This is a genomic window from Bradyrhizobium sp. GCM10028915 (assembly GCF_042666195.1).
Lineage (GTDB): Bacteria > Pseudomonadota > Alphaproteobacteria > Rhizobiales > Xanthobacteraceae > Bradyrhizobium > Bradyrhizobium canariense_D.
The window spans coordinates 288,872-308,977 of sequence record NZ_JBHTFN010000065.1 but is presented as its reverse complement, the minus strand read 5'-3'; the positions used below and the strand labels follow the sequence as shown (position 1 = coordinate 308,977).

General features: G+C 63.4%; 17 protein-coding genes. 10 read left to right on the top strand and 7 right to left on the bottom strand.

Going from position 1 to position 20,106, the window contains the following annotated elements; translation table 11 throughout:
* Position 1: 1 nt before the first annotated feature.
* Positions 2-922 (bottom strand): methylenetetrahydrofolate reductase [NAD(P)H], encoded by a 921-nt coding sequence (gene metF / locus ACFQX9_RS31230; protein WP_204513271.1) that lies wholly within the window; start codon positions 920-922, stop codon positions 2-4.
* A gap of 399 nt (positions 923-1,321) precedes the next feature.
* Here metF and ACFQX9_RS31225 point away from each other — a divergent pair, with 399 nt between their 5' ends.
* Complete coding sequence (locus ACFQX9_RS31225) at positions 1,322-2,335, top strand: LLM class flavin-dependent oxidoreductase (RefSeq protein WP_085351722.1); 1,014 nt, start codon at positions 1,322-1,324, stop codon at positions 2,333-2,335.
* A gap of 45 nt (positions 2,336-2,380) precedes the next feature.
* Here ACFQX9_RS31225 and ACFQX9_RS31220 read toward each other — a convergent pair whose 3' ends face one another.
* Positions 2,381-3,226 (bottom strand): prephenate dehydratase, encoded by an 846-nt coding sequence (locus ACFQX9_RS31220; protein ID WP_085351723.1) that lies wholly within the window; start codon positions 3,224-3,226, stop codon positions 2,381-2,383.
* Positions 3,227-3,247: 21 nt separating this feature from the next.
* Positions 3,248-3,988, bottom strand: a complete 741-nt coding sequence (locus ACFQX9_RS31215) for a 3-deoxy-manno-octulosonate cytidylyltransferase (RefSeq protein ID WP_018454699.1) — start codon at positions 3,986-3,988, stop codon at positions 3,248-3,250.
* A 219-nt stretch (positions 3,989-4,207) separates the two neighbouring features.
* On the opposite strand from ACFQX9_RS31215, the gene ACFQX9_RS31210 reads away from it, so the two are divergent.
* The 6 genes from ACFQX9_RS31210 (at position 4,208) to ACFQX9_RS31185 (ending at position 12,694) form a co-directional block, all read left to right on the top strand.
* On the top strand, positions 4,208-4,759 hold the full coding sequence (locus ACFQX9_RS31210) for a c-type cytochrome (protein WP_377791456.1): 552 nt from the start codon (positions 4,208-4,210) through the stop codon (positions 4,757-4,759).
* 209 nt (positions 4,760-4,968) lie between these two features.
* Positions 4,969-6,870 (top strand): extracellular solute-binding protein, encoded by a 1,902-nt coding sequence (locus ACFQX9_RS31205; RefSeq protein WP_377791455.1) that lies wholly within the window; start codon positions 4,969-4,971, stop codon positions 6,868-6,870.
* Between the two features lie 14 nt (positions 6,871-6,884).
* Positions 6,885-8,765 (top strand): extracellular solute-binding protein, encoded by a 1,881-nt coding sequence (locus ACFQX9_RS31200; RefSeq protein ID WP_085361625.1) that lies wholly within the window; start codon positions 6,885-6,887, stop codon positions 8,763-8,765.
* Positions 8,762-9,871 carry a microcin C ABC transporter permease YejB gene (locus tag ACFQX9_RS31195; RefSeq protein ID WP_018454695.1) on the top strand — a complete coding sequence of 370 codons (1,110 nt, stop codon included), beginning with the start codon at positions 8,762-8,764 and terminating at the stop codon, positions 9,869-9,871. Before ACFQX9_RS31200 ends, ACFQX9_RS31195 begins: the two co-directional genes overlap by 4 nt.
* Complete coding sequence (locus ACFQX9_RS31190) at positions 9,871-11,052, top strand: ABC transporter permease (RefSeq protein ID WP_377791454.1); 1,182 nt, start codon at positions 9,871-9,873, stop codon at positions 11,050-11,052. Before ACFQX9_RS31195 ends, ACFQX9_RS31190 begins: the two co-directional genes overlap by 1 nt.
* 4 nt (positions 11,053-11,056) lie before the next feature.
* Entirely contained in the window at positions 11,057-12,694 is a 1,638-nt protein-coding gene (locus ACFQX9_RS31185; RefSeq protein ID WP_377791453.1) for an ABC transporter ATP-binding protein, read from the top strand.
* Positions 12,695-12,700: 6 nt separating this feature from the next.
* On the opposite strand, the gene ACFQX9_RS31180 is transcribed toward ACFQX9_RS31185, so the two are convergent.
* Positions 12,701-13,591 carry a C40 family peptidase gene (locus ACFQX9_RS31180; RefSeq protein ID WP_377791452.1) on the bottom strand — a complete coding sequence of 297 codons (891 nt, stop codon included), beginning with the start codon at positions 13,589-13,591 and terminating at the stop codon, positions 12,701-12,703.
* On the bottom strand, positions 13,584-14,957 hold the full coding sequence (locus ACFQX9_RS31175) for a leucyl aminopeptidase family protein (protein ID WP_377791451.1): 1,374 nt from the start codon (positions 14,955-14,957) through the stop codon (positions 13,584-13,586). The genes ACFQX9_RS31180 and ACFQX9_RS31175 overlap by 8 nt, the downstream gene beginning before the upstream one ends.
* 202 nt (positions 14,958-15,159) lie before the next feature.
* On the opposite strand from ACFQX9_RS31175, the gene ACFQX9_RS31170 reads away from it, so the two are divergent.
* The 3 genes from ACFQX9_RS31170 to ACFQX9_RS31160 all read left to right on the top strand — a co-directional run bounded on the left by ACFQX9_RS31170 (position 15,160) and on the right by ACFQX9_RS31160 (position 18,070).
* Positions 15,160-15,363: a hypothetical protein gene (locus ACFQX9_RS31170; protein WP_018454690.1), complete on the top strand. Its 204-nt coding sequence runs from the start codon at positions 15,160-15,162 to the stop codon at positions 15,361-15,363.
* A 597-nt stretch (positions 15,364-15,960) separates the two neighbouring features.
* Positions 15,961-17,148 carry a metallophosphoesterase family protein gene (locus ACFQX9_RS31165; RefSeq protein ID WP_377791450.1) on the top strand — a complete coding sequence of 396 codons (1,188 nt, stop codon included), beginning with the start codon at positions 15,961-15,963 and terminating at the stop codon, positions 17,146-17,148.
* A gap of 94 nt (positions 17,149-17,242) precedes the next feature.
* The gene (locus ACFQX9_RS31160; protein WP_377791449.1) at positions 17,243-18,070 is read left to right on the top strand and encodes a tetratricopeptide repeat protein; all 828 of its coding nucleotides are present in this window, start codon (positions 17,243-17,245) and stop codon (positions 18,068-18,070) included.
* A gap of 74 nt (positions 18,071-18,144) precedes the next feature.
* On the opposite strand, the gene ACFQX9_RS31155 is transcribed toward ACFQX9_RS31160, so the two are convergent.
* The gene (locus ACFQX9_RS31155; RefSeq protein WP_018454686.1) at positions 18,145-19,119 is read right to left on the bottom strand and encodes a type II secretion system F family protein; all 975 of its coding nucleotides are present in this window, start codon (positions 19,117-19,119) and stop codon (positions 18,145-18,147) included.
* Between the two features lie 9 nt (positions 19,120-19,128).
* Positions 19,129-20,106: a type II secretion system F family protein gene (locus ACFQX9_RS31150; RefSeq protein WP_026232794.1), complete on the bottom strand. Its 978-nt coding sequence runs from the start codon at positions 20,104-20,106 to the stop codon at positions 19,129-19,131.

Here is a 20,106-nt window from a genome sequence, read left to right as displayed (position 1 = left end):
CTTAAGCCGCCTTCTGCGCGCTCTTGGCGCGGATGCCGAGCAAATGGCTGATCGCGAACACGAGATCGGCGCGGTTCATGGTGTAGAAATGGAAGGTGTCGACGCCGTGCTTCGCCAGCTTCTGCACCTGGCCGGCCGCGACGGTCGCCGCCACCAGCTTGCGGGTCTCGGCGTCTTCGTCGAGCCCCTCGAATTTCGCGGCGAACCAGTCCGGCACGGAGGTGCCGGCGCGGGTGACGAAATTGCGAGCCTGCTTGAAATTATGCATGGGCATGATGCCCGGCACGATCGGGATGTTGATCCCGCGCGCGCGCACGCGGTCGAGATAGCGGAAATAGAGGTCGTTATCGAAGAACACCTGCGTGATCGCGCGGGTCGCACCTGCATCGACCTTGGCCTGCAGCGTGTCGATGTCATCGTCGAAGTCGCGCGCCTCGGGATGCTTCTCAGGGTACGCCGAGACCGACACCTCGATATCGCCGTGCCGCTTCTTGATGCCGGCGACGAGGTCGGCGGAGCTCTGGTAGCCATCGGGATGGCTAGAATAGGCCGTGCCAATGCCGCCCGGGGGATCGCCGCGCAGGCCGACGATGTGGCGGACGCCGACCTCGTGATAGCGGTCGACGATCTCGTCGATCTCCCCGCGGGAGGCGCCGACGCAGGTCAGATGCGCGGCCGGCAGCAGCGCGGTTTCTTTCAGGATGCGCGAGATGGTCGCGTGGGTCCGCTCACGGGTCGAGCCGCCGGCGCCATAGGTCACCGAGACGAATTTCGGGTCGAGCGGGGCCAGCCGGTTGATGGTGTCCCAGAGATTGCGCTCCATATCTTCGGTCTTGGGCGGAAAGAACTCGAAGGAAATCGCAGGCCGCTTCAGGTACCCGTCTTGCCCGCCGGTGTGGGCAGGCATTGTCGCGTCAGTCATGGGCACCACTCACTCTCCAAGGGCGCGCCGGGTCGTTGGCGGCCGGCGGTCAGGTCTAGATTGCGAAAGGCCAAGATAAGCCAAAGCGGCCGCATCCGACAGCCCATCGGTAATGGGAAGTGGCCCACTTTGGCGGTGTTGGCATAAAATATTCGGTGATTTAGAATCGAAGTGGGAAGCTCGGTTTGGTATAAAAAGATAAATATATCAGCCAAGTAGGGAGAACTTGCGGATTAACTGGCGCAATATATTTAGTGGGCAATATGAAACTCATGTTGCCAGATTGATCATTGTCCCAACGCCGCGGCGCGGGTCCGGAGCGCGCGGGCCCTGGCCTGCACGTCAGATCTGCGCGCCCTCCCATTGCCGCCGCGCTGCCCTCCACTACGTTAGCGCGCCATGATCCCGCTCTCAGTCCTCGACCTCTCCGTCGTCACCACCGGCACAAAGCCCGCCGCGGCGCTGCGCAACAGCATCGACCTGGCGCGCCATGTCGATGGGCTCGGCTATGTCCGCTATTGGCTCGCCGAGCATCACAACCTCGCCTCCGTCGCGAGCCCGGCGCCCGACGTGATGATCGGGCAGATCGCGGCGGTGACCAAGCACATCCGCGTCGGCTCCGGTGGCGTGATGCTGCCCAATCACGCGCCGCTGGTCGTGGCCGAGCGCTTCAAGATGCTGGAGGCGCTGTTTCCGGGCCGCATCGATCTCGGCCTCGGCCGCGCCCCTGGCACCGACGGCGCCACGGCCTATGCGCTGCGCAGCCGGCTCGACCGTCGCGAAGGCGACGATTTCCTCGAGCGGCTGCACGAATTGATCCTGTGGCAGACCCGGGAATTCCCCTCGGGCCATCCCTATCACAACGTCGTTGCGATGCCCGACGATACGCCGTTGCCGCCGATCTGGCTGCTCGGCTCCAGCGATTATTCGTCGGAGCTCGCCGCGCAAATCGGCATGGGGTTCGCATTCGCCCATCATTTTGCGTCCCACGATGCGATCGATGCGATGGTGCATTATCGCAATCGTTTTCAGCCCTCGGCCTGGAGTGCGAGCCCGCGCGCGATCCTCGCGGTCGCCGTCATTGCGGCCGACACGGATGACGAAGCCGAAAAGCTCGCCGCGTCTTTCGACCTCAACCGCCTGCGCCGGGACCGCGGCCAGTATCTTCCGTTGCCGAGCGTCGAAGAGGCGCTGGCCTATCCCTATACCGACTCGGAGCGCGCCTCGATGCGGCGCAACCGTTCCCGTCTGTTCGTCGGCAGCCGGGCAACCGTGCAGAAGACGCTGCAGCCGTTGATCGATGCGAGCAAGCCGGACGAGTTGATGGTGATTACCGCCGTGTACGATCACGGGGCACGAAAGAAATCATATTCGCTGCTGGCGGAGGCGTTCGGGCTTAAGGCGGTCGGATAAGGCTCTGGTGCTCCGGCTCGCGCTCCGCGCGTCCGGGACACGAATCTATTCCATCGTCGCGCGGAACGGGTGCCCCGGATACACGCCAACGATGCGGAATTCGCGTGAGAAGAATTTCAGCTCCTCGATCGCGAAAGCGAGGCCCTTGTCCTCGGGGTGGCCGTCGACGTCGGCATAAAACTGCGTGGCGAAGAAATTGCCGTCGACCATATAGCTCTCGAGCTTGGTCATGTTGACGCCGTTGGTGGCAAAGCCACCGAGCGCCTTGTAGAGCGCGGCGGGCAAATTGCGCACCCGGAACACAAAAGTCGTGACCAACGGACCGGAGCCCTGTGCGGCCCATTTCGGTTCGCGCGCGAGCACCACGAAGCGCGTGGTGTTGTGGGCCTCGTCCTCGATGTCCTCCGCGAGGATGTCGAGGCCGTAGATCTGCGCGGCGAGGCGCGAGGCGATCGCGGCGACGGACTTGTCGTTACGCTCGGAAATGTCGCGGGCGCTGCCGGCGGTGTCGGCGTGCACGATTGGCTTGATGCCAAGCTTGCGAATGATGCGCCGGCATTGGCCGAGCGCGTGCACGTGGCTCTCGACGCTCTTGATGTCCTCGAGCCTGGTCCCCTTCACCGCCATCAGCTGATGCCGGACCGGCAGAAACCATTCGCCGATGATGAAGAGGCCGGAGGCCGGCAGCAAATGATGGATGTCGGCGACGCGGCCTGCGACCGAATTCTCGATCGGAATCATGCCGAGATCGGCTTCGCCCGACGAGATCGCCGACAAGGCGTCCTCGAAGGTGGCGCAGGGCATCGGCTCGGCGTCGGGATAGGCCTCGACGATGGCGATGTGCGAATTGGCCCCAGGCTCGCCCTGGAATGCGATTTTCAGCTTGCTCATGCTCGGCCTTGTAACAGCGGCTCAGGATTTGGAAAGGATGCTGCGGGCGGTTTCCAGGTCCGCCGGCGTGTCGACCCCGCGGGGCACGGTATCGACAATGGTGAAGTCGATGCGCATTCCGGCCTCGAGCGCCCGGAGCTGCTCGAGCTTCTCCTGCAATTCCAGCGGCGACGGCGGAAGCCGGACGTAGCGCTCCAGCGCGGCACGGCGATAGGCATAGAGACCGATATGGTGGTAGCGCGGTCCGTCGCCGGTCGGCGCGGTTGCGCGGGTGAAATAAAGTGCGCGCATGCGTCTGCCGCCGAGCGAGGTTCCGATCGCCTTCACGACGCTCGGCGCGAGGTCCTCCTCCTCGGTGTGGATCTGCGACGCCAGCGTTGCGATATCCACGGCGGGGTCTTGCAGCGGCGGCAACACCTCGCGGATGTTGTCGATCGTGATGGTCGGGAAATCGCCCTGCAGATTGACCACGATCTCGGCTTTGCCGTCCGGATCGAGCTTCTGCATGGCCTCGTGGATTCGGTCGGAGCCGGACGGATGCTCCGGGCGGGTCATCACGGCCTCGCCACCATGGGCGGTCACGACGGATGCGATCTCCGCGGTGTCGGTTGCGACCGCGACCCGGCCTATCCCGGCCGCTTCGGCACGGCGCATCACGTGCACGATCATCGGCTGCCCCGCGATATCGGCTAGCGGCTTGCCGGGCAGGCGGGTGGCGGCCATGCGGGCCGGAATCAGCACCAGGATGCGGGGATCGATCATCGGTTCAAGGGCCTGGAAACGGGGCGTTTTCCGCGCCGGGAAATGGGGTGGGGACGGGGGTGAAGCCCGCTCGCTTATACGGGTTGCCAGACCCCGGGCAAACCGATATCTCAATGGCAAAACTCGGGGAAACAGTAAGGAACGTTGATTCCCCGAGGCTCGTCCTGGCGGCCGCACTGGGCCGCTCGATCCTTCTTGCGGTGTGGGGCCTGGCCGGAAATGGACTCTTTCGAACTGAACAAGATTCTCGGTGCCGTGCTCGGCACCTGTCTCCTTCTGCTGGTGACGAGCTTCACCGCCAGTGCGCTGTTCTCGCCCAAGATGCCGGAGAAGCCGGGCTTCGAGATCGCCGTGAAGGAAGACGCCGGCCATGGCAAGGAAGGCGGCGCTGCCGCGGCTGCCGAGCCGATCGAAAAGCTGCTCCAGACCGCCTCGGTCGAGAAGGGCGCCGCCGCTGCCAAGAAGTGCGGCGCTTGCCACACCTTCGAGAAGGGCGGCCCGAACCGTGTCGGTCCGAACCTCTATGGCGTCGTCGGCGACCATGTTGGCGAGGGCCGCGGCGGCTTCAACTTCTCGGCCGCGATGAAGGCCAAGGGCGGCACCTGGGACTTCGATGCGCTCAACAAGTTCATCGCGAATCCCAAGGCAGCTGTCCCGGGCACCGCGATGGGCTTTGCTGGCATCCCGAAGGATAGCGAGCGTGCCGACGTGATCGCTTACCTGAACAGTCTCTCCGACAGCCCGAAGCCGCTGCCGACCGCGGCGAAGTAAGGCCTATCGACTTCGATCTTAGTACGCGGCCAGGCTGAAAAGCCTGGCCGTTTGCTTATCCGGGCCTCGCGGCGTTGTTATCGGGGCGTTTGGCCGCAGCGATCGGCCAGCTGGCCCTCCAAGATGAGGAAAAAGCAACATATTCCGTCGAAACCTCGCCTATATTGGGAACTTAAAGGAGTAGCCTCCTTCAAGACAGGAATGTTGATTTGGCCCTTACCCGACGCGATCTCCTGCTCACCGGCACTGCTGCCGCAACGCTCCCCGCCCTTGGTTCCGTAGGGGGCCTTTCCGGCGTCGGCGTGGCACACGCGCAATCCGCCAACGAGCCCACCTGGCGGCACGCGCTGTCGCTGTTCGGACAGATCAAATACCCGGCGGATTTCAAGCGCTTCGACTACGTCAATCCGGAAGCGCCCAAGGGCGGCGTCGCGCGCCAGATCGCCGTCGGCACATTCGACAATTTCAACATCGTCGTCTCCGGTGTGAAGGGGCAAGTCGCCGGTGCCGTGGCGTTCATCTACGAATCCCTCACGACGGCCTCGCTTGACGAAGTCTCGACCGAGTACGGCGCGCTGGCCGAGGCCGTCAGCCATCCGGATGATTTCTCCTTCGTGACTTACCGCTTGCGGCCGCAAGCCAAATGGCACGACGGCAAGCCGGTAACCGCGGATGACGTGATCTTCTCGCTCGATTCCTTCAAGAAGCACCACCCGCAGTACTCGGCCTATTACAGCCATGTGACGAAAGCCGAGAAGGTCGGCGAGCGCGAGGTAAAATTCGTGTTCGACGCGCCGGGCAACCGCGAACTGCCGCAGATCGTCGGGCAGCTCACGGTCCTGCCGAAGCATTGGTGGGAGGGCACGGATGCGCAGGGCCGCAAGCGCGATGTCTCCGCCACCACGCTTGAAGTGCCTCTAGGTTCCGGCCCCTATCGGGTCAAGGAATTCGTTGCCGGGCGGTCGATCGCGCTGGAGCGCGTCAAGGATTACTGGGGGCGCGACCTCGCCGCCAATGTGGGCCGCAATAATTTCGACGAGCTGCGCTATGAGTATTTCCGCGACGCCACCGTGGCGATTGAGGCATTCAAGGCCGATCAGGTCGATTGGCGCACCGAGAACAGCGCGAAGAACTGGGCGACAGCCTACGATTTCCCGGCCGTCACCGAAAAACGCGTGATCCTCGAGGAGTTCGCCAATCGCAGCTCGGGCGTCATGCAGGCCTTCGTGCCGAACCTGCGCCGCGCCAAGTTTAAGGATACGCGCGTGCGACGCGCGCTCAATTACGCGTTCGACTTTGAGGAGATGAACAAGCAGATCTTCTACGGCCAGTACAAGCGCATCAGCAGTTATTTCGACGGCATCGATGAGCTGATGGCGACCGGGTTGCCGCAGGGCAAGGAGCTCGAGATCCTCGAGACAGTCCGCGCCGAGGTCCCGCCCGAAGTCTTCACCACGGCCTACACGAACCCGGTCGGCGGCAGTCCGGAAGCCGTTCGCGACAATCTGCGCGAGGCGCTGCGCCTGTTCAAGGAAGCTGGCTACGAGGTGCGCGAGCGCAAGCTGATCGACGTCAAGACCGGCGCCCAGTTCTCCCTTGAATTGCTGAACTCGGATCCAAGCTTCGAGCGGATCACGCTGTTCTACAAGCCGTCGCTGGAACGGCTCGGCATTGCTGTCAGCGTGCGGACGGTGGATCCCACTCAGTACGAGAACAGGACGCGCGAGTGGGATTTCGACATCGTCACTAACTCCTGGGGCGAGTCGCAGTCGCCGGGTAACGAGCAGCGCGAATTCTGGTCCTCGAAGACGGCTGACATCGCCGGTTCACGCAACATCACCGGCATCAAGAATCCGGCGGTCGACAAGCTGATCGAGCGGGTGATCTACGCCAAGGGTCGCGACGATCTCGTCGCGGCAACCAAGGCACTCGACCGCGTGCTGCTGTGGAATCACTACGTCGTACCGCAGTGGACTTATACGAAGGTGCGCACCGCGCGCTGGGATCGGTTCGGCCGGCCGGCGGAATTACCCAAATACGGTCAGTCCGGCTTCCCGTTCATTTGGTGGTACGACGCGGACAAGGCGGCGCGGATCGCAAAGAAGTCGTGAAGGGCATTTCTCGCATGGCGCAGCTTTCACGCCGGCATGTGCTGGCCTTGGGTGCCGGTGGCGCGTTCAGCGCCGCCTGGCTCCGGGGCGCGACAGCGTCCGAGATGCCTGCAGAGGCCCACGGCATGTCGGCCTTCGGCGACCTCAAATATCCCGCCGACTTCCATCACTTCGACTACGTCAATGTCGACGCGCCGAAGGGCGGCACCTTCTCGCTTATCCCGTCGGTGCGCGCGTACAACCAGTCCTACCAGACCTTCAACTCGCTCAATGCCTTCATCCTCAAAGGCGATGGCGCGCAGGGCATGGACATGACTTTTGCGCCGCTGATGGTGCGAGCCAATGACGAACCGGACGGGATGTACGGGCTTGCCGCCAGGTCTGTAAATATATCGGCAGACAGGCTGGTCTATCGCTTCACCATGCGGCCAGAGGCGAAATTCCATGACGGCACCAAGCTTACCGCTCACGACGCGGCGTTTTCGCTGACGTCGCTGAAGGCCAAGGGGCATCCGCTGATCATCGTGCAGATGCGCGACATGGTCAGCGCGGAAGCCGTTGACGATGCGACGCTGGTCGTCACCTTTGCCAAGGGACGCGCGCGTGACGTGCCGCTCTATGTGGCGAGTCTGCCGATCTTCTCGAAAGCATATTATGCCTCTCGCGCTTTCGACGAAACATCGCTCGATATCCCGTTGGGCTCGGGCCCGTACAAGGTCGGCAAGTTCGAGGTCAACCGCTACATCGAATACGAACGCGTCAAGGATTGGTGGGCTGCCGACCTGCCCCCCTGTCGTGGCAGCTACAATTTCGACGTCGTGCGCTACGAATTCTACCGCGACCGCGATGTCGCTTTTGAAGGTTTCACCGGCAAGAACTATCTCTACCGCGAAGAGTTCACCGCTCGTATCTGGGCGACCCGCTATGACTTCCCCGCGGTCAAGGAGGGTCGCGTCAAGATGGAGGTCGTGCCCGACGACACGCCGTCCGGCGCGCAAGGATGGTTCATCAACACGCGGCGCGAAAAATTCAGGGATCCTCGCGTGCGTGAGGCACTGATCGACGCCTTCGACTTCGAGTGGACCAACAAGACCATCATGTACGGTGCTTATGCCCGCACGGTATCGCCATTTCAGAACTCGGACCTCATGGCGAGCGATGGGCCTCCGCCGCCGGAAGAGCTGAAGCTGCTGGAGCCGTTTCGCGGCCAGGTTCCGGACGAGGTGTTCGCCGCACCGTTCACGCCGCCCGTCTCCGACGGCTCCGGGCAGGATCGCAGCCTGTTGCGCAGGGCGCAGCGATTGCTGAGCGAGGCCGGCCTGCCGATCAAGGACGGCAAGAGGATGCTGCCGAACGGCGAGATCTTCAGGATCGAATTTCTGTTGGACGAGCCTTCGTTCCAGCCGCACCATGGGCCCTACATCAAGAATCTCGCGACGCTTGGCATCGAAGCGAGCGTGCGCCTCGTCGACGCCGTGCAATACAAGGTACGCCAGGAAGATTTCGACTTCGATATGACGACCCAGCGCTTCAGCATGTCGGCAACGCCGGGCGACGCCATGCGCTCGTTCTTCTCGTCGCAGGTCGCGGCAACGAAGGGCTCGTACAATCTTGCGGGCGTCGCCAATCCGGCCATCGATGCCATGATCGAGAAGATCATGGCGGCCGACAGCCGCGAGGAATTGACCGTCGCCTGCCGCGCCTTCGATCGCCTGTTCCGCGCCGGCCGTTATTGGGTGCCGCACTGGTTCAACAAGACGCACCGGCTTGCTTATTGGGACCAATTCGGTCATCCGCAGAAGCCGCCGCGTTATGCCAACGGCGTCGGCGCTCCCGACATCTGGTGGTACGATGGCGGCAAGGCCGCCAGGCTCGAGCAGGCGAAGCAGCCATGAGCGCCTACATCGCCCGCCGCATCCTGCTGATGATCCCGACCTTGCTCGGGATCCTCTTCGTCTCCTTCATCGTCGTGCAGTTCGCGCCGGGCGGCCCGGTCGAGCGCGTGATCGCGCAGCTCTCGGGCGCGGACACCGGCGGGACCTCGCGCATTTCGGGCGGCGGCGACTTTGCGCAGCGCGCCCCGGGGCAGTTGGGGGCCGGCGGCGACGCCATCAACTCGAAGTATCGCGGCGCGCAAGGCCTCGATCCCGATTTCATCAAGAAGCTGGAAGTGCAGTTCGGCTTCGACAAGCCGGCGCCGGAGCGCTTCGCGCTGATGGTCTGGAATTTCGCCCGCTTCGATTTCGGCAAGAGCTATTTTCGCGACGTCAGCGTCCTGCAGCTCGTCAAGGAGAAGTTGCCGGTCTCGATCTCGCTCGGCATCTGGCTGACGCTGCTGACCTACCTGATCTCGATTCCGCTCGGCATCCGTAAGGCGGTCAGGGACGGGACGCGCTTCGACACCTGGACGTCGAGCGTGCTCGTACTTGGCTACGCGATTCCCGGCTTTCTATTCGCGATCCTCCTGATCATCCTGTTTGCCGGCGGTTCGTTCTTCAACTGGTTCCCGCTGCGCGGACTGACGTCAGACGGCTGGTCGCAGTTTCCGTGGTATTGGAAGATCATCGATTACTTCTGGCATTTGACGCTGCCGCTGATCGCTATGGGGCTCGGTGCGTTCACCACCATGACGTTCCTGACCAAGAACTCGTTTCTGGACGAGATCCGCAAACAATACGTGATGACCGCGCGCGCGAAGGGCTGCAGCGAGAATCGGGTGCTTTACGGTCACGTCTTTCGCAACGCGATGCTGATCGTCATCGCCGGCTTTCCCTCGACCTTCATTCACGCCTTCTTCTCGGGCTCGCTTCTGATCGAGACCATCTTCTCGCTGGACGGACTGGGACTGCTCAGTTTCGAGAGCGTTCTCAACCGCGATTACCCCGTGGTGTTCGGCACGCTCTTCATCTTTTCGCTCGTCGGCCTCGTGATCAACCTGATCTCTGACCTGACCTATATGTGGATCGATCCGCGAATCGATTTCGAGGCGCGGGAGGTCTGATGACGCTGGCCGCCCCCACCACGCCGATCGAAACCACTGCGAAGTCACCGCTCGGCAGTGCCGTGCCGATCACGCGCAAACCGTTCGTGCCGTCGCCGCTCAACAGGCGCCGCTGGCAGAATTTCAAGGCGAACCGGCGCGGCTATTGGTCGTTCTGGATCTTCCTGATCCTATTTGTGGTGTCGCTGTTCGCCGAGCTGATGGCCAATGATCGGCCGTTCCTGATCAAATATGACGGCCACCTTTATTGGCCGTCCGTCGTCACCTATTCGGAAACCACTTTCGGCGGCGACTTCGAAACCGCGGCCGACTATCGCGATCCCTATTTGCAGAAGCTGATCAGGGACAAGGGCGGCAGCATCGTCTGGCCGCTGATCCGCTATTCCTACGACACCCACAATCTCGATCTGCCGACGCCGGCGCCGTCGCGGCCGACCTGGATGTTGACGGAAGCGCAGTGCAAGCCCGTCGTCGAGAAGAAAGGCCTCAAGAGCTGCCGCGATCTCGAATACAACTGGCTCGGCACCGACGATCAGGGCCGCGACGTGGTGGCGCGGCTGATCTACGGCTTCCGCATCTCAGTGCTGTTCGGCCTCTGCCTGACCATCGTCTCCTCCATCGTCGGCATCGCGGCCGGCGCGGTGCAGGGCTATTTCGGCGGCTGGATCGACCTGTTGTTCCAGCGTTTCATCGAGATATGGACTGCGATCCCTTCGCTCTATCTGCTGCTGATCTTGTCGTCGGTGCTGGTGCCCGGCTTCTTCGTGCTTCTCGGCATCCTGTTGTTATTTTCCTGGGTGTCGCTGGTCGGACTCGTGCGCGCGGAATTCCTGCGCGGGCGCAATTTCGAGTATATCCAGGCGGCGCGGGCGCTCGGCGTGTCGAACAAGGTCATCATGTTCCGGCATCTGTTGCCGAACGCGATGGTCGCGACGATGACGTTCCTGCCGTTCATCGTGTCGAGTTCGGTGATGACGCTGACGGCGCTCGATTTCCTGGGGTTCGGACTGCCGCCCGGCTCGCCGTCGCTCGGCGAGTTGCTGTCGCAGGGCAAGTCCAACGTGCAGGCGCCGTGGCTCGGTTTTTCCGGCTTCTTCTCGGTCGCGATCATGCTGTCGCTTTTGATCTTCATCGGCGAGGCCGTGCGCGACGCATTCGATCCGCGCAAGACGTTCAGGTAAGCCAATGGACGCGATCAACCAGCCTTTGCTCAGCGTGCGCGACCTCTCGGTGGCCTTCCACCAGGGGGGCGCCACCACGCTCGCGGTCGACAAGGTCTCGTTCCAGATCAAGCGCGGCGAGTGCCTGGCGCTGGTCGGCGAGTCCGGCTCCGGCAAGTCGGTCAGCGCGCTCTCGATTCTCAAGCTCTTGCCCTATCCAAATGCCTCGCATCCCTCGGGCAGCATCCACTTCAAGGGCCAGGAACTGATCGACCGGTCGGAGCAGGAGATGCGGGAGATTCGCGGCAGCGACATCTCGATCATCTTCCAGGAGCCGATGACCTCGCTCAACCCGCTGCATACGATCGAGGCGCAGATCGGCGAGATCATTCAGCTGCACAATCCGACCAGCAATGCCGAGGCGCGCAGGCGGACGCTGGAATTGCTCACGCAGGTCGGCATTCCCGAGCCTGAAACGCGGCTGAAGAGCTATCCGCACCAGCTCTCCGGCGGCCAGCGCCAGCGCGTGATGATCGCGATGGCGCTCGCCAACGAGCCGGACCTCCTGATCGCGGACGAGCCGACCACGGCGCTCGACGTTACCGTGCAGGCGCAGATCCTGACGCTGCTCGCAGAGATCCGCGGCCGGCTCGGCATGAGCTTGCTCTTCATCACCCACGATCTCGGCATCGTGCGCCGCATCGCCGACCAGGTCTGCGTCATGAAGGGGGGCGAGATCGTCGAGCAGGGGCCGGTCGAGCACGTCTTCAAGACCCCGAAGCATCCCTATACGCGCGACCTGCTCGCCGCGGAGCCGAAGCCGGATCCGGCGCCGCCGCAGCCGGATGCCCCGGTGGTGATGTCAGCCCACGACCTGAAGGTCTGGTTCCCGATCAAGCGGGGGCTGATGCGCAAGACGGTCGGCCACATCAAGGCGGTCGACGGCGTCAGCATCGCCGTGCGCAAGGGCGAGACGCTCGGCGTTGTCGGCGAGTCCGGCTCGGGCAAGACCACGCTGGGGCTCGCATTGCTGCGGCTGATCTCCTCGAACGGACGCATTGTGTTCCTGGGAAAAGATATCCAGGGCCTGCGCTTCAAGGAGATGCGGCCGTTCCGGCGCGACATGCAGATCGTGTTCCAGGATCCGTTCGGCTCGCTCAGCCCGCGCATGTCGGTCGCCGACATCGTCGCCGAAGGCCTCACCGTGCATCAGCCGCAGCTCTCGCGAGGCGAGCGGGAGGAGCGCGTCGTCAAGGCGCTCGAGGACGTCGGACTGAAACCGGATACTCGCCACCGTTATCCGCATGAATTCTCCGGCGGCCAGCGCCAGCGCATCAGCATCGCGCGGGCGGTGGTGCTGGAGCCGGATTTCGTCGTCCTGGACGAGCCGACCAGTGCGCTCGACATGCTGATTCAGGCGCAGATGGTCGATCTGCTGCGTGAATTGCAGCGCCGGCGCGATCTCACTTACATGTTCATCTCGCACGATCTGCGCGTCGTCGCCTCGCTCGCCAGCCATCTGATCGTGATGCGTGGCGGCAAGGTGGTCGAGGAAGGCCAGGCCGCCGAGCTCTTCAAGAACCCGAAGACGGGTTACACGCGCGCGCTGTTTGCGGCGGCGTTCCGGCTGGAGACGGCGGAGAACGGGTCCGCGGCGACGTAGCCTCCGTCAGAGCCGCTTGATCGCGGCGACCTCGCTGCCGGCTTGCTTGATCCTTGCGATTGCCGGCTCGATCGGCTCGATCACCGTTGCCATGTGATGCGCATTGGCGTGAACCATGGTGCTGCCATCGCGGACGATGGCGACATGACCTTTCCAGAAAATGAGATCGCCGCGCAGCAAGCTGCTTTGCTCATGGGGCTCCAGCGCGCGGCCGAGGCCGGCCTGCTGCATGTCGCTGTCGCGCGGGCAGCCGATGCCCGCCGATGTCAGCGACATCTGGACCAGGCCGGAGCAATCGACGCCAAGGCTGCTCTTGCCACCCCAGAGATAGGGCGTGCCGACGAAACGCTCGGCGACTGCGACGAAATCCGGCTCGCGATGACCAAGCGGGGCGAGATGGGCCTTCGGCAGATAGTGTCCGTCGCGTGTCACGGCGAAGCTGCCGTCCTCGCGTGCAACCGCGATCTTCGATCCCATCACCAGCGTGTCTGCTGGCGGCAGCTTGATCGAGGGACCGGGGAAGGCAAAGGTTCGTAAAGCACTGACCATATGGGTCGGCGCGGCCGCGGGCTTCACGAGCGCTGCGTCCGGCAGCCAGCCCACATAGCCGTCACCTGAAAGTTGACCCCATGCCCAGCCTTCGCCGTTGCGGTCGTAAACCGTGACGCCCTCGCCGCGCAACGCTTGTGTCATTAGCATCGCGTTCGACGACGGCTGCTCGCGCACGGGCGCGATCGCCGCGATGATCTCGAATTCCTCGCCCGTGACGAAACGATCCGCCTGCACCTTGCTTTCGAGGTATTTCGCGGCGATGTCGCCGCGCGACGGTGTCAGCCTTGGATCGTATCTTGGATCGTGACTTGGATCGTGGCTTAGGTCGTGTTCTGGATCACGCATAGCGCTCGCTCAGCAATGTGTAGATCGCGCGCGCGGCCTGGCACTCGCCGCCCTCGGGGCGTGCGGGCTTCGCCGACGGCGTCCAGCCGTAGATGTCGACATGCAGCCAGCTCCTGGCATGCTCGACGAAGCGTTGCAGGAACATCGCGCAAATGATCGAGCCGGCAAAGCCGCCTGATGGTGCGTTGGTGATAGTGGCGGTCTTGGAGTCCAGCCACGCATCGTAAGGCGGCCACAGTGGCATGCGCCACAACGGATCGTTCTCCCTCGCCGCGCATCGTGCGACGTCAGCGGCAAGCGTCTCATCATTGGTGTAAAAGGGCGGTAAATCCGGCCCCAGCGCGACGCGTGCCGCTCCCGTCAACGTGCCGAGATCGATCAGCAGGTCCGGCTTTTCCTCGTCCGCAAGCGCCAGCGCGTCGGCGAGCACCAGCCGCCCCTCTGCGTCCGTATTGCCGATCTCGACCGTGATGCCCTTGCGCGAGGTGAAGATGTCGAGCGGGCGGAAGGCATTGCCCGCGACCGCGTTCTCCACGGCCGGAATCAGCACGCGCAGTCGCACCTTCAGCTTCGCATCCATCACCATGCGCGCCAGCGCCAGCACGTTGGCGGCGCCGCCCATGTCCTTCTTCATGATCAGCATGCCGCTCGGAGGCTTCAAGTCGAGCCCGCCGGTGTCAAAGCAGACGCCCTTGCCGACCAGCGTCACCTTGGGATGAGCCGGGTCGCCCCAGCCAATGTCGATCAGCCGCGGCGCGCGGCTAGATGCCATGCCGACGGCGTGGATCAGTGGAAAATTCGTCTTTAAGTCGTCACCGATGGTGCAGGCAAAGCTTGCGCCGAATTCGGCGGCGAGATCCTGCGCGGCTGCGGCCAGCTCCTCCGGCCCCATGTCGTTGGCCGGCGTGTTGATGAGGTCGCGCGCCAGCATTGCGGCGTCCGCCATGCGGTTGATGTCAGTCGCGTCGACGCCGTCGGGGGGAACGAGGCTGACCTCGGGGCGATCGGCCTTGCGGTACCGGGCGAAGCGGTAGCTGCCGAGCGCGAAGGCGAGTGCGGCGAGCCGTGCATCGTGCGGTGCATTGGCGAAGCGATAGATGCCCGGCGGCAGCAGGCCGGGCAGGGCGCCCGGTCGGAACAGGTCGCGCGATTTTGCACCCTCGCCCTCGAGCCCGAACAGCACTTGCGCGATCGCGCCATCGGGCGCGGGCAGCGCGAGATAGCCGCCCGGCTTTGCGGTAAAGGCGCTCGCAGTGGCGAACTGGCGTTGCGCCGCCGGTAGCCCCTCGGCGACCTGATCCCAGCTCGACTTGGTGACGAAGGTGATCGGGATGGCGGTAGGCGACGTCTCGAAGACAGAAGGCATTGGCGGGTCCGGATCGTCAGATCGAGCGGGTCATACGAACGGACGAGATTTCGCAGAGTTTTGCCGCCGCCGCAATCAGCTTTGCTGCCACCGTTCGGCGGTCCGCTACTCGCAGCAAAGGGGCCATGCTAGGTTCCGGCAACGGCCGTCAGGTGTGCAGATCTCCGGCGGCCGACGACAAAGCCGGCCGGGAGGAAATGCAATGGAATTTGTGTGGAGCGTGGTCACATTCATCGGGCAGGCGGTCGAGGCGATTTTTGGCTATGTCGAGCATCATCATTGGATATTCGCGTTCCTTGCCGGCGGTTACGTCTTCTATCTCCACGACCGCTCCGTTCACGCGCGGTTCGATGCATTGGACAAGCGCATCGATGAAATTCGCAAGAGGCTCGCTATCGAATATTGATCGGGTGAGCGAAACCACGGGCGAGCCCCGTCTCATGCCGAGGACACGATCCACGCGAGCGGCCGCAGGGCTTTACTAGCGCTGCGGTTGTGGCATTATTGCCCAATATTTTAGATTGTGTCGTACGGTTCTGCACGGAGTGCAACAACAGGGGATGGGGTCAATTCTTACCCGGCTCATCATGGCCCGGGCTGATTGATACCGGACTGAACCTGATCGTCGAAGGCATTTCTCTCATCGTTTGCGCGGCGCGGCATTCGCAAATAAGCGACGCAAAATGGATAGATCGTTCGTCATCGTACAGATTTCCGACCTGCATCTGGACGGGTCTGGTCGACTGCTTGCGACCATCGAGACGCTCAATGCCGCAATTCGCGAGAGGATGGCGGACTTCGCGGATGTTCCCGATCGCATCCTGCTGATCACCGGCGATATCGTGGACGACCCGACGCCGCCTGCGCTCGACGAAGCGCTCGCCGTCATTGCGTCCTTCCGGCAGACCGGGCTGTTACCGACATTCAGGCAATTGCCGGCAATCACGACGTCAAGCGCCCGAGCCGGCGTGCAGGCCGCCACGACGTATATGATTACCTGCATTTGCCGCGAACCTCGAAGAGCGTCTACTACCGTCAGGCCGGTCTCGATCTGGTGCTGCTGGATTCCAATCGCGCGAGCCTCACGACGCTCGCGAGCGGCAATGTCGACCAGAGTGCCTATAACGCCATGGTTTCGGATGCCGCGCGGCTGAGCGCCGAGCTCGCGGGCAGCCTCGGGTCTGGCGGCCGCGCCGATTATGCCGAGCCGGTGGAAAACCTCGTACGTGTGCTGGCGCTGCATCATCATCCACTGCCGCAGGCGACCGGAGAAGGAAAGCGGTTTCTCGGCGTGCCTGACGAGCCGCTGATGTATCTCGCCGCGCCCGCGACCTTCCTCGAGGCGGCGACATCGCTCAACGTCGATCTGGTTCTGCACGGACACCGGCATGTCGAGGGGCTGACGCGCTATTCGATTCCCAATCCGCGCACCACGTCGAACGAGAGCGATGAAGCATTCTGGCGCACGATCTACGTCCTGTCCTGTCCGTCATCGACCGGGCAGGCCGGTGACGACGCCGGCTTCAACGTCATTCATTTCGGCCCGATGTCCGACCCGATGTCCCATGGCGGCCGCACAGAGTATCACTTCGCGATCACCCGCTACTCACGTCCGCGCAAGGATGGTGTCTTCAGGCCGCTCGATTCCAACCTGCCGCACGGCGTCGTCAGACTGCCGGCCGGACGGGATTTTTCCCGAGATCCGGCCGTCCAATCGGGCATCGAGATCGACGCATGCACCACGCTGAAACGGAATCAGGTCGCAGCATTCGCGCGCCGGCTCCTGCTGCGCCGCGCCTTCTATGCCGACGACGAGGTGGATTGGGCCAATTTGCTCCACGTCTATCTCCTGACCTCTCATGTCTGGGCCGATCTGGAAAGCAAGTTCTCGAGATCCGCACGCAAGCATGATGTCGAGGCCGCGGTGACGTCACTACTGCGCCGACTGATCGAGCAATCTGCAAATGTGCTCGGCATCGACGACGTTCAGCTCGACGAGCTCCGCGCGAGGCGTCTGGTCAATCGTGACGATCTTCGACGCGAATTGCCGAGGGTCGTGCGTCCGGGCATCGATGTCGAGATCGAGACGCGGCAACGACTGCAATTGCTGCGGGACCTGAACGAGCAGGCGAAGGCGCTCGGCCTCGATGCGGGTCTCGGCGGCGAGGTGCCGCCGCAGGCGCCGCAGTGACGGGCTCGGGCCGGGAGCATTAACCGGCCGTTAGGGTTAACAGTCTATTGCTGGCGCGTTCGGCTCGATCAATCGGCTCGAGAGTCAAAGCGTCATGCGTCAACGGTTCAGTCGTGAACGGTTAAGTCTTGCCCGGCTTCTTGCGTCCACCTCGCTGGTCGCAGCGGTGGCCATGGGCCTCGGCGGCTGCACGGCGGTGTCGAAACTCTCCGACGTCACGGGCTCGGTCGGGCCGCGGGCGGAAGCCGCTCCCACCGATCCCGCGCGCGCTGCTGAAGTCTATGGCGAGCGCTATCGTGCCAATCCCAAGGACGCCGACGCGGCGCTCGCCTACGGCCAGGCCCTGCGCGCCAACGGCCAGCGCGCCCAGGCTGCCGCCGTGCTCGAGCAGGCGACCATCGCCAATCCCGGCAACAAGGCGCTGATGGCCCAATACGGCCGCGCGCTCTCCGACAACGGCAATTTCCAGCAAGCCTTCGACGTGCTGTCGAAGGCGCATTCGCCCGATAACCCGGATTGGCGCCTGCTCTCGGTGCAGGGTACCGCGCTCGATCAGATGGGGCGTCACGAGGAAGCGCGCTCCTACTATGCGAGTGCGCTCAAGATCGCGCCTGGCGATCCCGGCGTGCTCTCCAATCTCGGCCTGTCCTACATGTTGTCGAGAGACCTGCCGAAGGCCGAAGACGCGCTGCGCCAAGCCTATGCCTCGCCGCACGCAAGCGCGCGGGTGCGGCAGAATCTCGGTCTTGTCGTCGGTCTCCAGGGCCGCTTCGCCGAAGCCGAGACTATTGTGAAGGCGGACCTGCCGCCGGACCAGGCTACGGCTAATGTCGCCTATCTCAAGGAAATGTTGACCCGCAGCGACGTCCGGCGTGGTGCGCCGAAGCGGACGCCGGTCGCCTCGCTCGGCCTGCCCGACTGATCAGACGTGATCTTCCGATCTTGATCTTCCAATCTTGAACGCATCCTCGGACCGTACGCGGTCCACGTCTAAGGTCATTGCATCTCGGTGACCTTGATGCCAGTCGGTCCAAGGATGACGACGAACAGCACCGGCAGGAAGAACAGGATCATCGGTACCGTCAGCTTCGGCGGCAGTGCCGCGGCCTTTTTCTCGGCTTCGTTCATGCGCATGTCGCGGTTTTCCTGCGCCATCACCCGTAAGGATTGGCCGAGCGGGGTGCCGTAACGCTCCGCCTGCTGGAGCGCGAGACATACCGACTTGACGCCCTCGAGCCCGGTGCGCCGCGCGAGGTTCTCGTAGGCGACCTTGCGATCCTGCAAATACGACAGCTCGGCCGTGGTCAGGGTGAACTCCTCCGATAGCGCGATCGACTGGCCCACGATTTCGACCGCGACCTTCCGGAACGCCATCTCGACCGACATGCCGGATTCGATGCAGATCAGGAGCAGGTCGAGCGCATCGGGAAAGGCGCGCTTGATCGAGAGTTGGCGCTTGGAGATCGCGTTCCTGAGGAACAGCATCGGCGCCTGGAGTCCGAGATAGGCTGCACCGACGCAGATGCCGATCTTGATCGGCATGGACTGCTGCATATGCGCGATCAGGAACACGTAGACGACCGAACCGACGAACAGCACGATCGGGGCAACCAGGCGGGCAAACAGGAAGGTGATATAGGGCGCCTGGCCTCGATAGCCGGCCATGATGAGCTTGTCCCGCGCAGCTTCCTGCGCGAGCCATTTGGTCAGGTTGAAGTCATCGACGACCTTCGAGACGAGCTGCTTCGGCGTCTGGCGCAGCGAGACTTTTTCACTCTTGTGGAGGCGCTCGCGCTCGCGCTGCCGGATGCGCTCACGTTCGTTCGCCACCGCCTTCATGCGCTTGGAAAGGCCCTCGCCGGCGAACAGCGGCATCACCAGCGTATAGACGGTGGCGCTGGCGGCAATGGCCGCCAGCAGCATCGTCATGAAGTGGACGTCGTGAAGTTTCGCAACGAGGAACTCTACCATAAGACACCATCAGAAGTCGAAATTGATCATCTTCTTCATCACCATGATGCCGATCGACATCCAGACAACACAGCCGACCAGCATGAGCTGGCCGGTGGGATGAGTCCAAAGCATCGAGATGTATCCTGGCGTTGTGAGGTAGACGAGGAACATCACGATCGGCGGCAGCGAGCCGATGATGCCGGCCGAGGCCTTGGCTTCCATCGACATCGCCTGGATCTTCTCTTTCATCTTCTTGCGGTCGCGCAGCACCTTGGAAAGGTTGCCGAGCGCTTCGGAGAGGTTGCCGCCCGATTTCTGCTGGATGGAGATGACGATGCCGAAGAAATTGGCCTCGGGCAGCGGCATGCGATCGTAGAGCCGCGTGCAGGCCTCGCCGAGCGGCATGCCGATCGCCTGCGTCTCGATGATGGACAGAAACTCGGAGCGCAGCGGCTCTGGCGCGTCGGCGGCGACCACCTTGATCGATTCGAACAGCGGCAGGCCCGCCTTGATGCCGCGGACGATGACGTCGACGGCATCGGGCAAGGCGGCCAGGAACTTGTTTTCACGGCGCTTCTTCAGGAAGCCGAGCGCCCAGCGGGGCAGACCGAGGCCGCCGGCAAACGCGAAGCCGGCGGCACCGAGCAGGCCGCCGCCGATGAACAAGGCGACTGCGAACAGCACGCCCGCCACGACGGCGGACACGATCCAGAATTTCTGCGGCGCCCAATCGAGGCCGGCCTGCGACAGGCGGACACTGAGCGGTACGCTCTTCTCCTGCTGGCGCCGCGCCTCGAGATCCTTGAGCGAGGTTTCGACCTGCTCGCGGCGCGAGCGCTGCGTCTTCTCGGCGGCGCGGGCCGTGGGCGCCTCGGCCCGCGAGATCGAGGCGCGGCGGCTCTCGGCCTTCCGTTCCCCGGACAGCATTGGATAAAGGAAGACCCAGGCGAGGCCGCCGACGGTGGCGGTGGCAAGGAAGGCGAGGGCAAGGACTTGCATGTTCAT

Excerpts from the sequence above, each read along its gene's own strand:
- ACFQX9_RS31155 (WP_018454686.1), bottom strand. The coding sequence starts at position 19,119 with ATGGTAGAGTTCCTCGTTGCGAAACTTCACGACGTCCACTTCATGACG.
- ACFQX9_RS31200 (WP_085361625.1), top strand. The coding sequence starts at position 6,885 with ATGGCGCAGCTTTCACGCCGGCATGTGCTGGCCTTGGGTGCCGGTGGC.
- ACFQX9_RS31195 (WP_018454695.1), top strand. The coding sequence starts at position 8,762 with ATGAGCGCCTACATCGCCCGCCGCATCCTGCTGATGATCCCGACCTTG.
- ACFQX9_RS31160 (WP_377791449.1), top strand. The coding sequence starts at position 17,243 with ATGCGTCAACGGTTCAGTCGTGAACGGTTAAGTCTTGCCCGGCTTCTT.
- ACFQX9_RS31220 (WP_085351723.1), bottom strand. The coding sequence starts at position 3,226 with ATGAGCAAGCTGAAAATCGCATTCCAGGGCGAGCCTGGGGCCAATTCG.
- ACFQX9_RS31215 (WP_018454699.1), bottom strand. The coding sequence starts at position 3,988 with ATGATCGATCCCCGCATCCTGGTGCTGATTCCGGCCCGCATGGCCGCC.
- metF (WP_204513271.1), bottom strand. The coding sequence starts at position 922 with ATGACTGACGCGACAATGCCTGCCCACACCGGCGGGCAAGACGGGTAC.
- ACFQX9_RS31210 (WP_377791456.1), top strand. The coding sequence starts at position 4,208 with ATGGACTCTTTCGAACTGAACAAGATTCTCGGTGCCGTGCTCGGCACC.
- ACFQX9_RS31225 (WP_085351722.1), top strand. The coding sequence starts at position 1,322 with ATGATCCCGCTCTCAGTCCTCGACCTCTCCGTCGTCACCACCGGCACA.
- ACFQX9_RS31150 (WP_026232794.1), bottom strand. The coding sequence starts at position 20,106 with ATGAACATGCAAGTCCTTGCCCTCGCCTTCCTTGCCACCGCCACCGTC.
- ACFQX9_RS31190 (WP_377791454.1), top strand. The coding sequence starts at position 9,871 with ATGACGCTGGCCGCCCCCACCACGCCGATCGAAACCACTGCGAAGTCA.
- ACFQX9_RS31175 (WP_377791451.1), bottom strand. The coding sequence starts at position 14,957 with ATGCCTTCTGTCTTCGAGACGTCGCCTACCGCCATCCCGATCACCTTC.
- ACFQX9_RS31185 (WP_377791453.1), top strand. The coding sequence starts at position 11,057 with ATGGACGCGATCAACCAGCCTTTGCTCAGCGTGCGCGACCTCTCGGTG.
- ACFQX9_RS31170 (WP_018454690.1), top strand. The coding sequence starts at position 15,160 with ATGGAATTTGTGTGGAGCGTGGTCACATTCATCGGGCAGGCGGTCGAG.
- ACFQX9_RS31180 (WP_377791452.1), bottom strand. The coding sequence starts at position 13,591 with ATGCGTGATCCAGAACACGACCTAAGCCACGATCCAAGTCACGATCCA.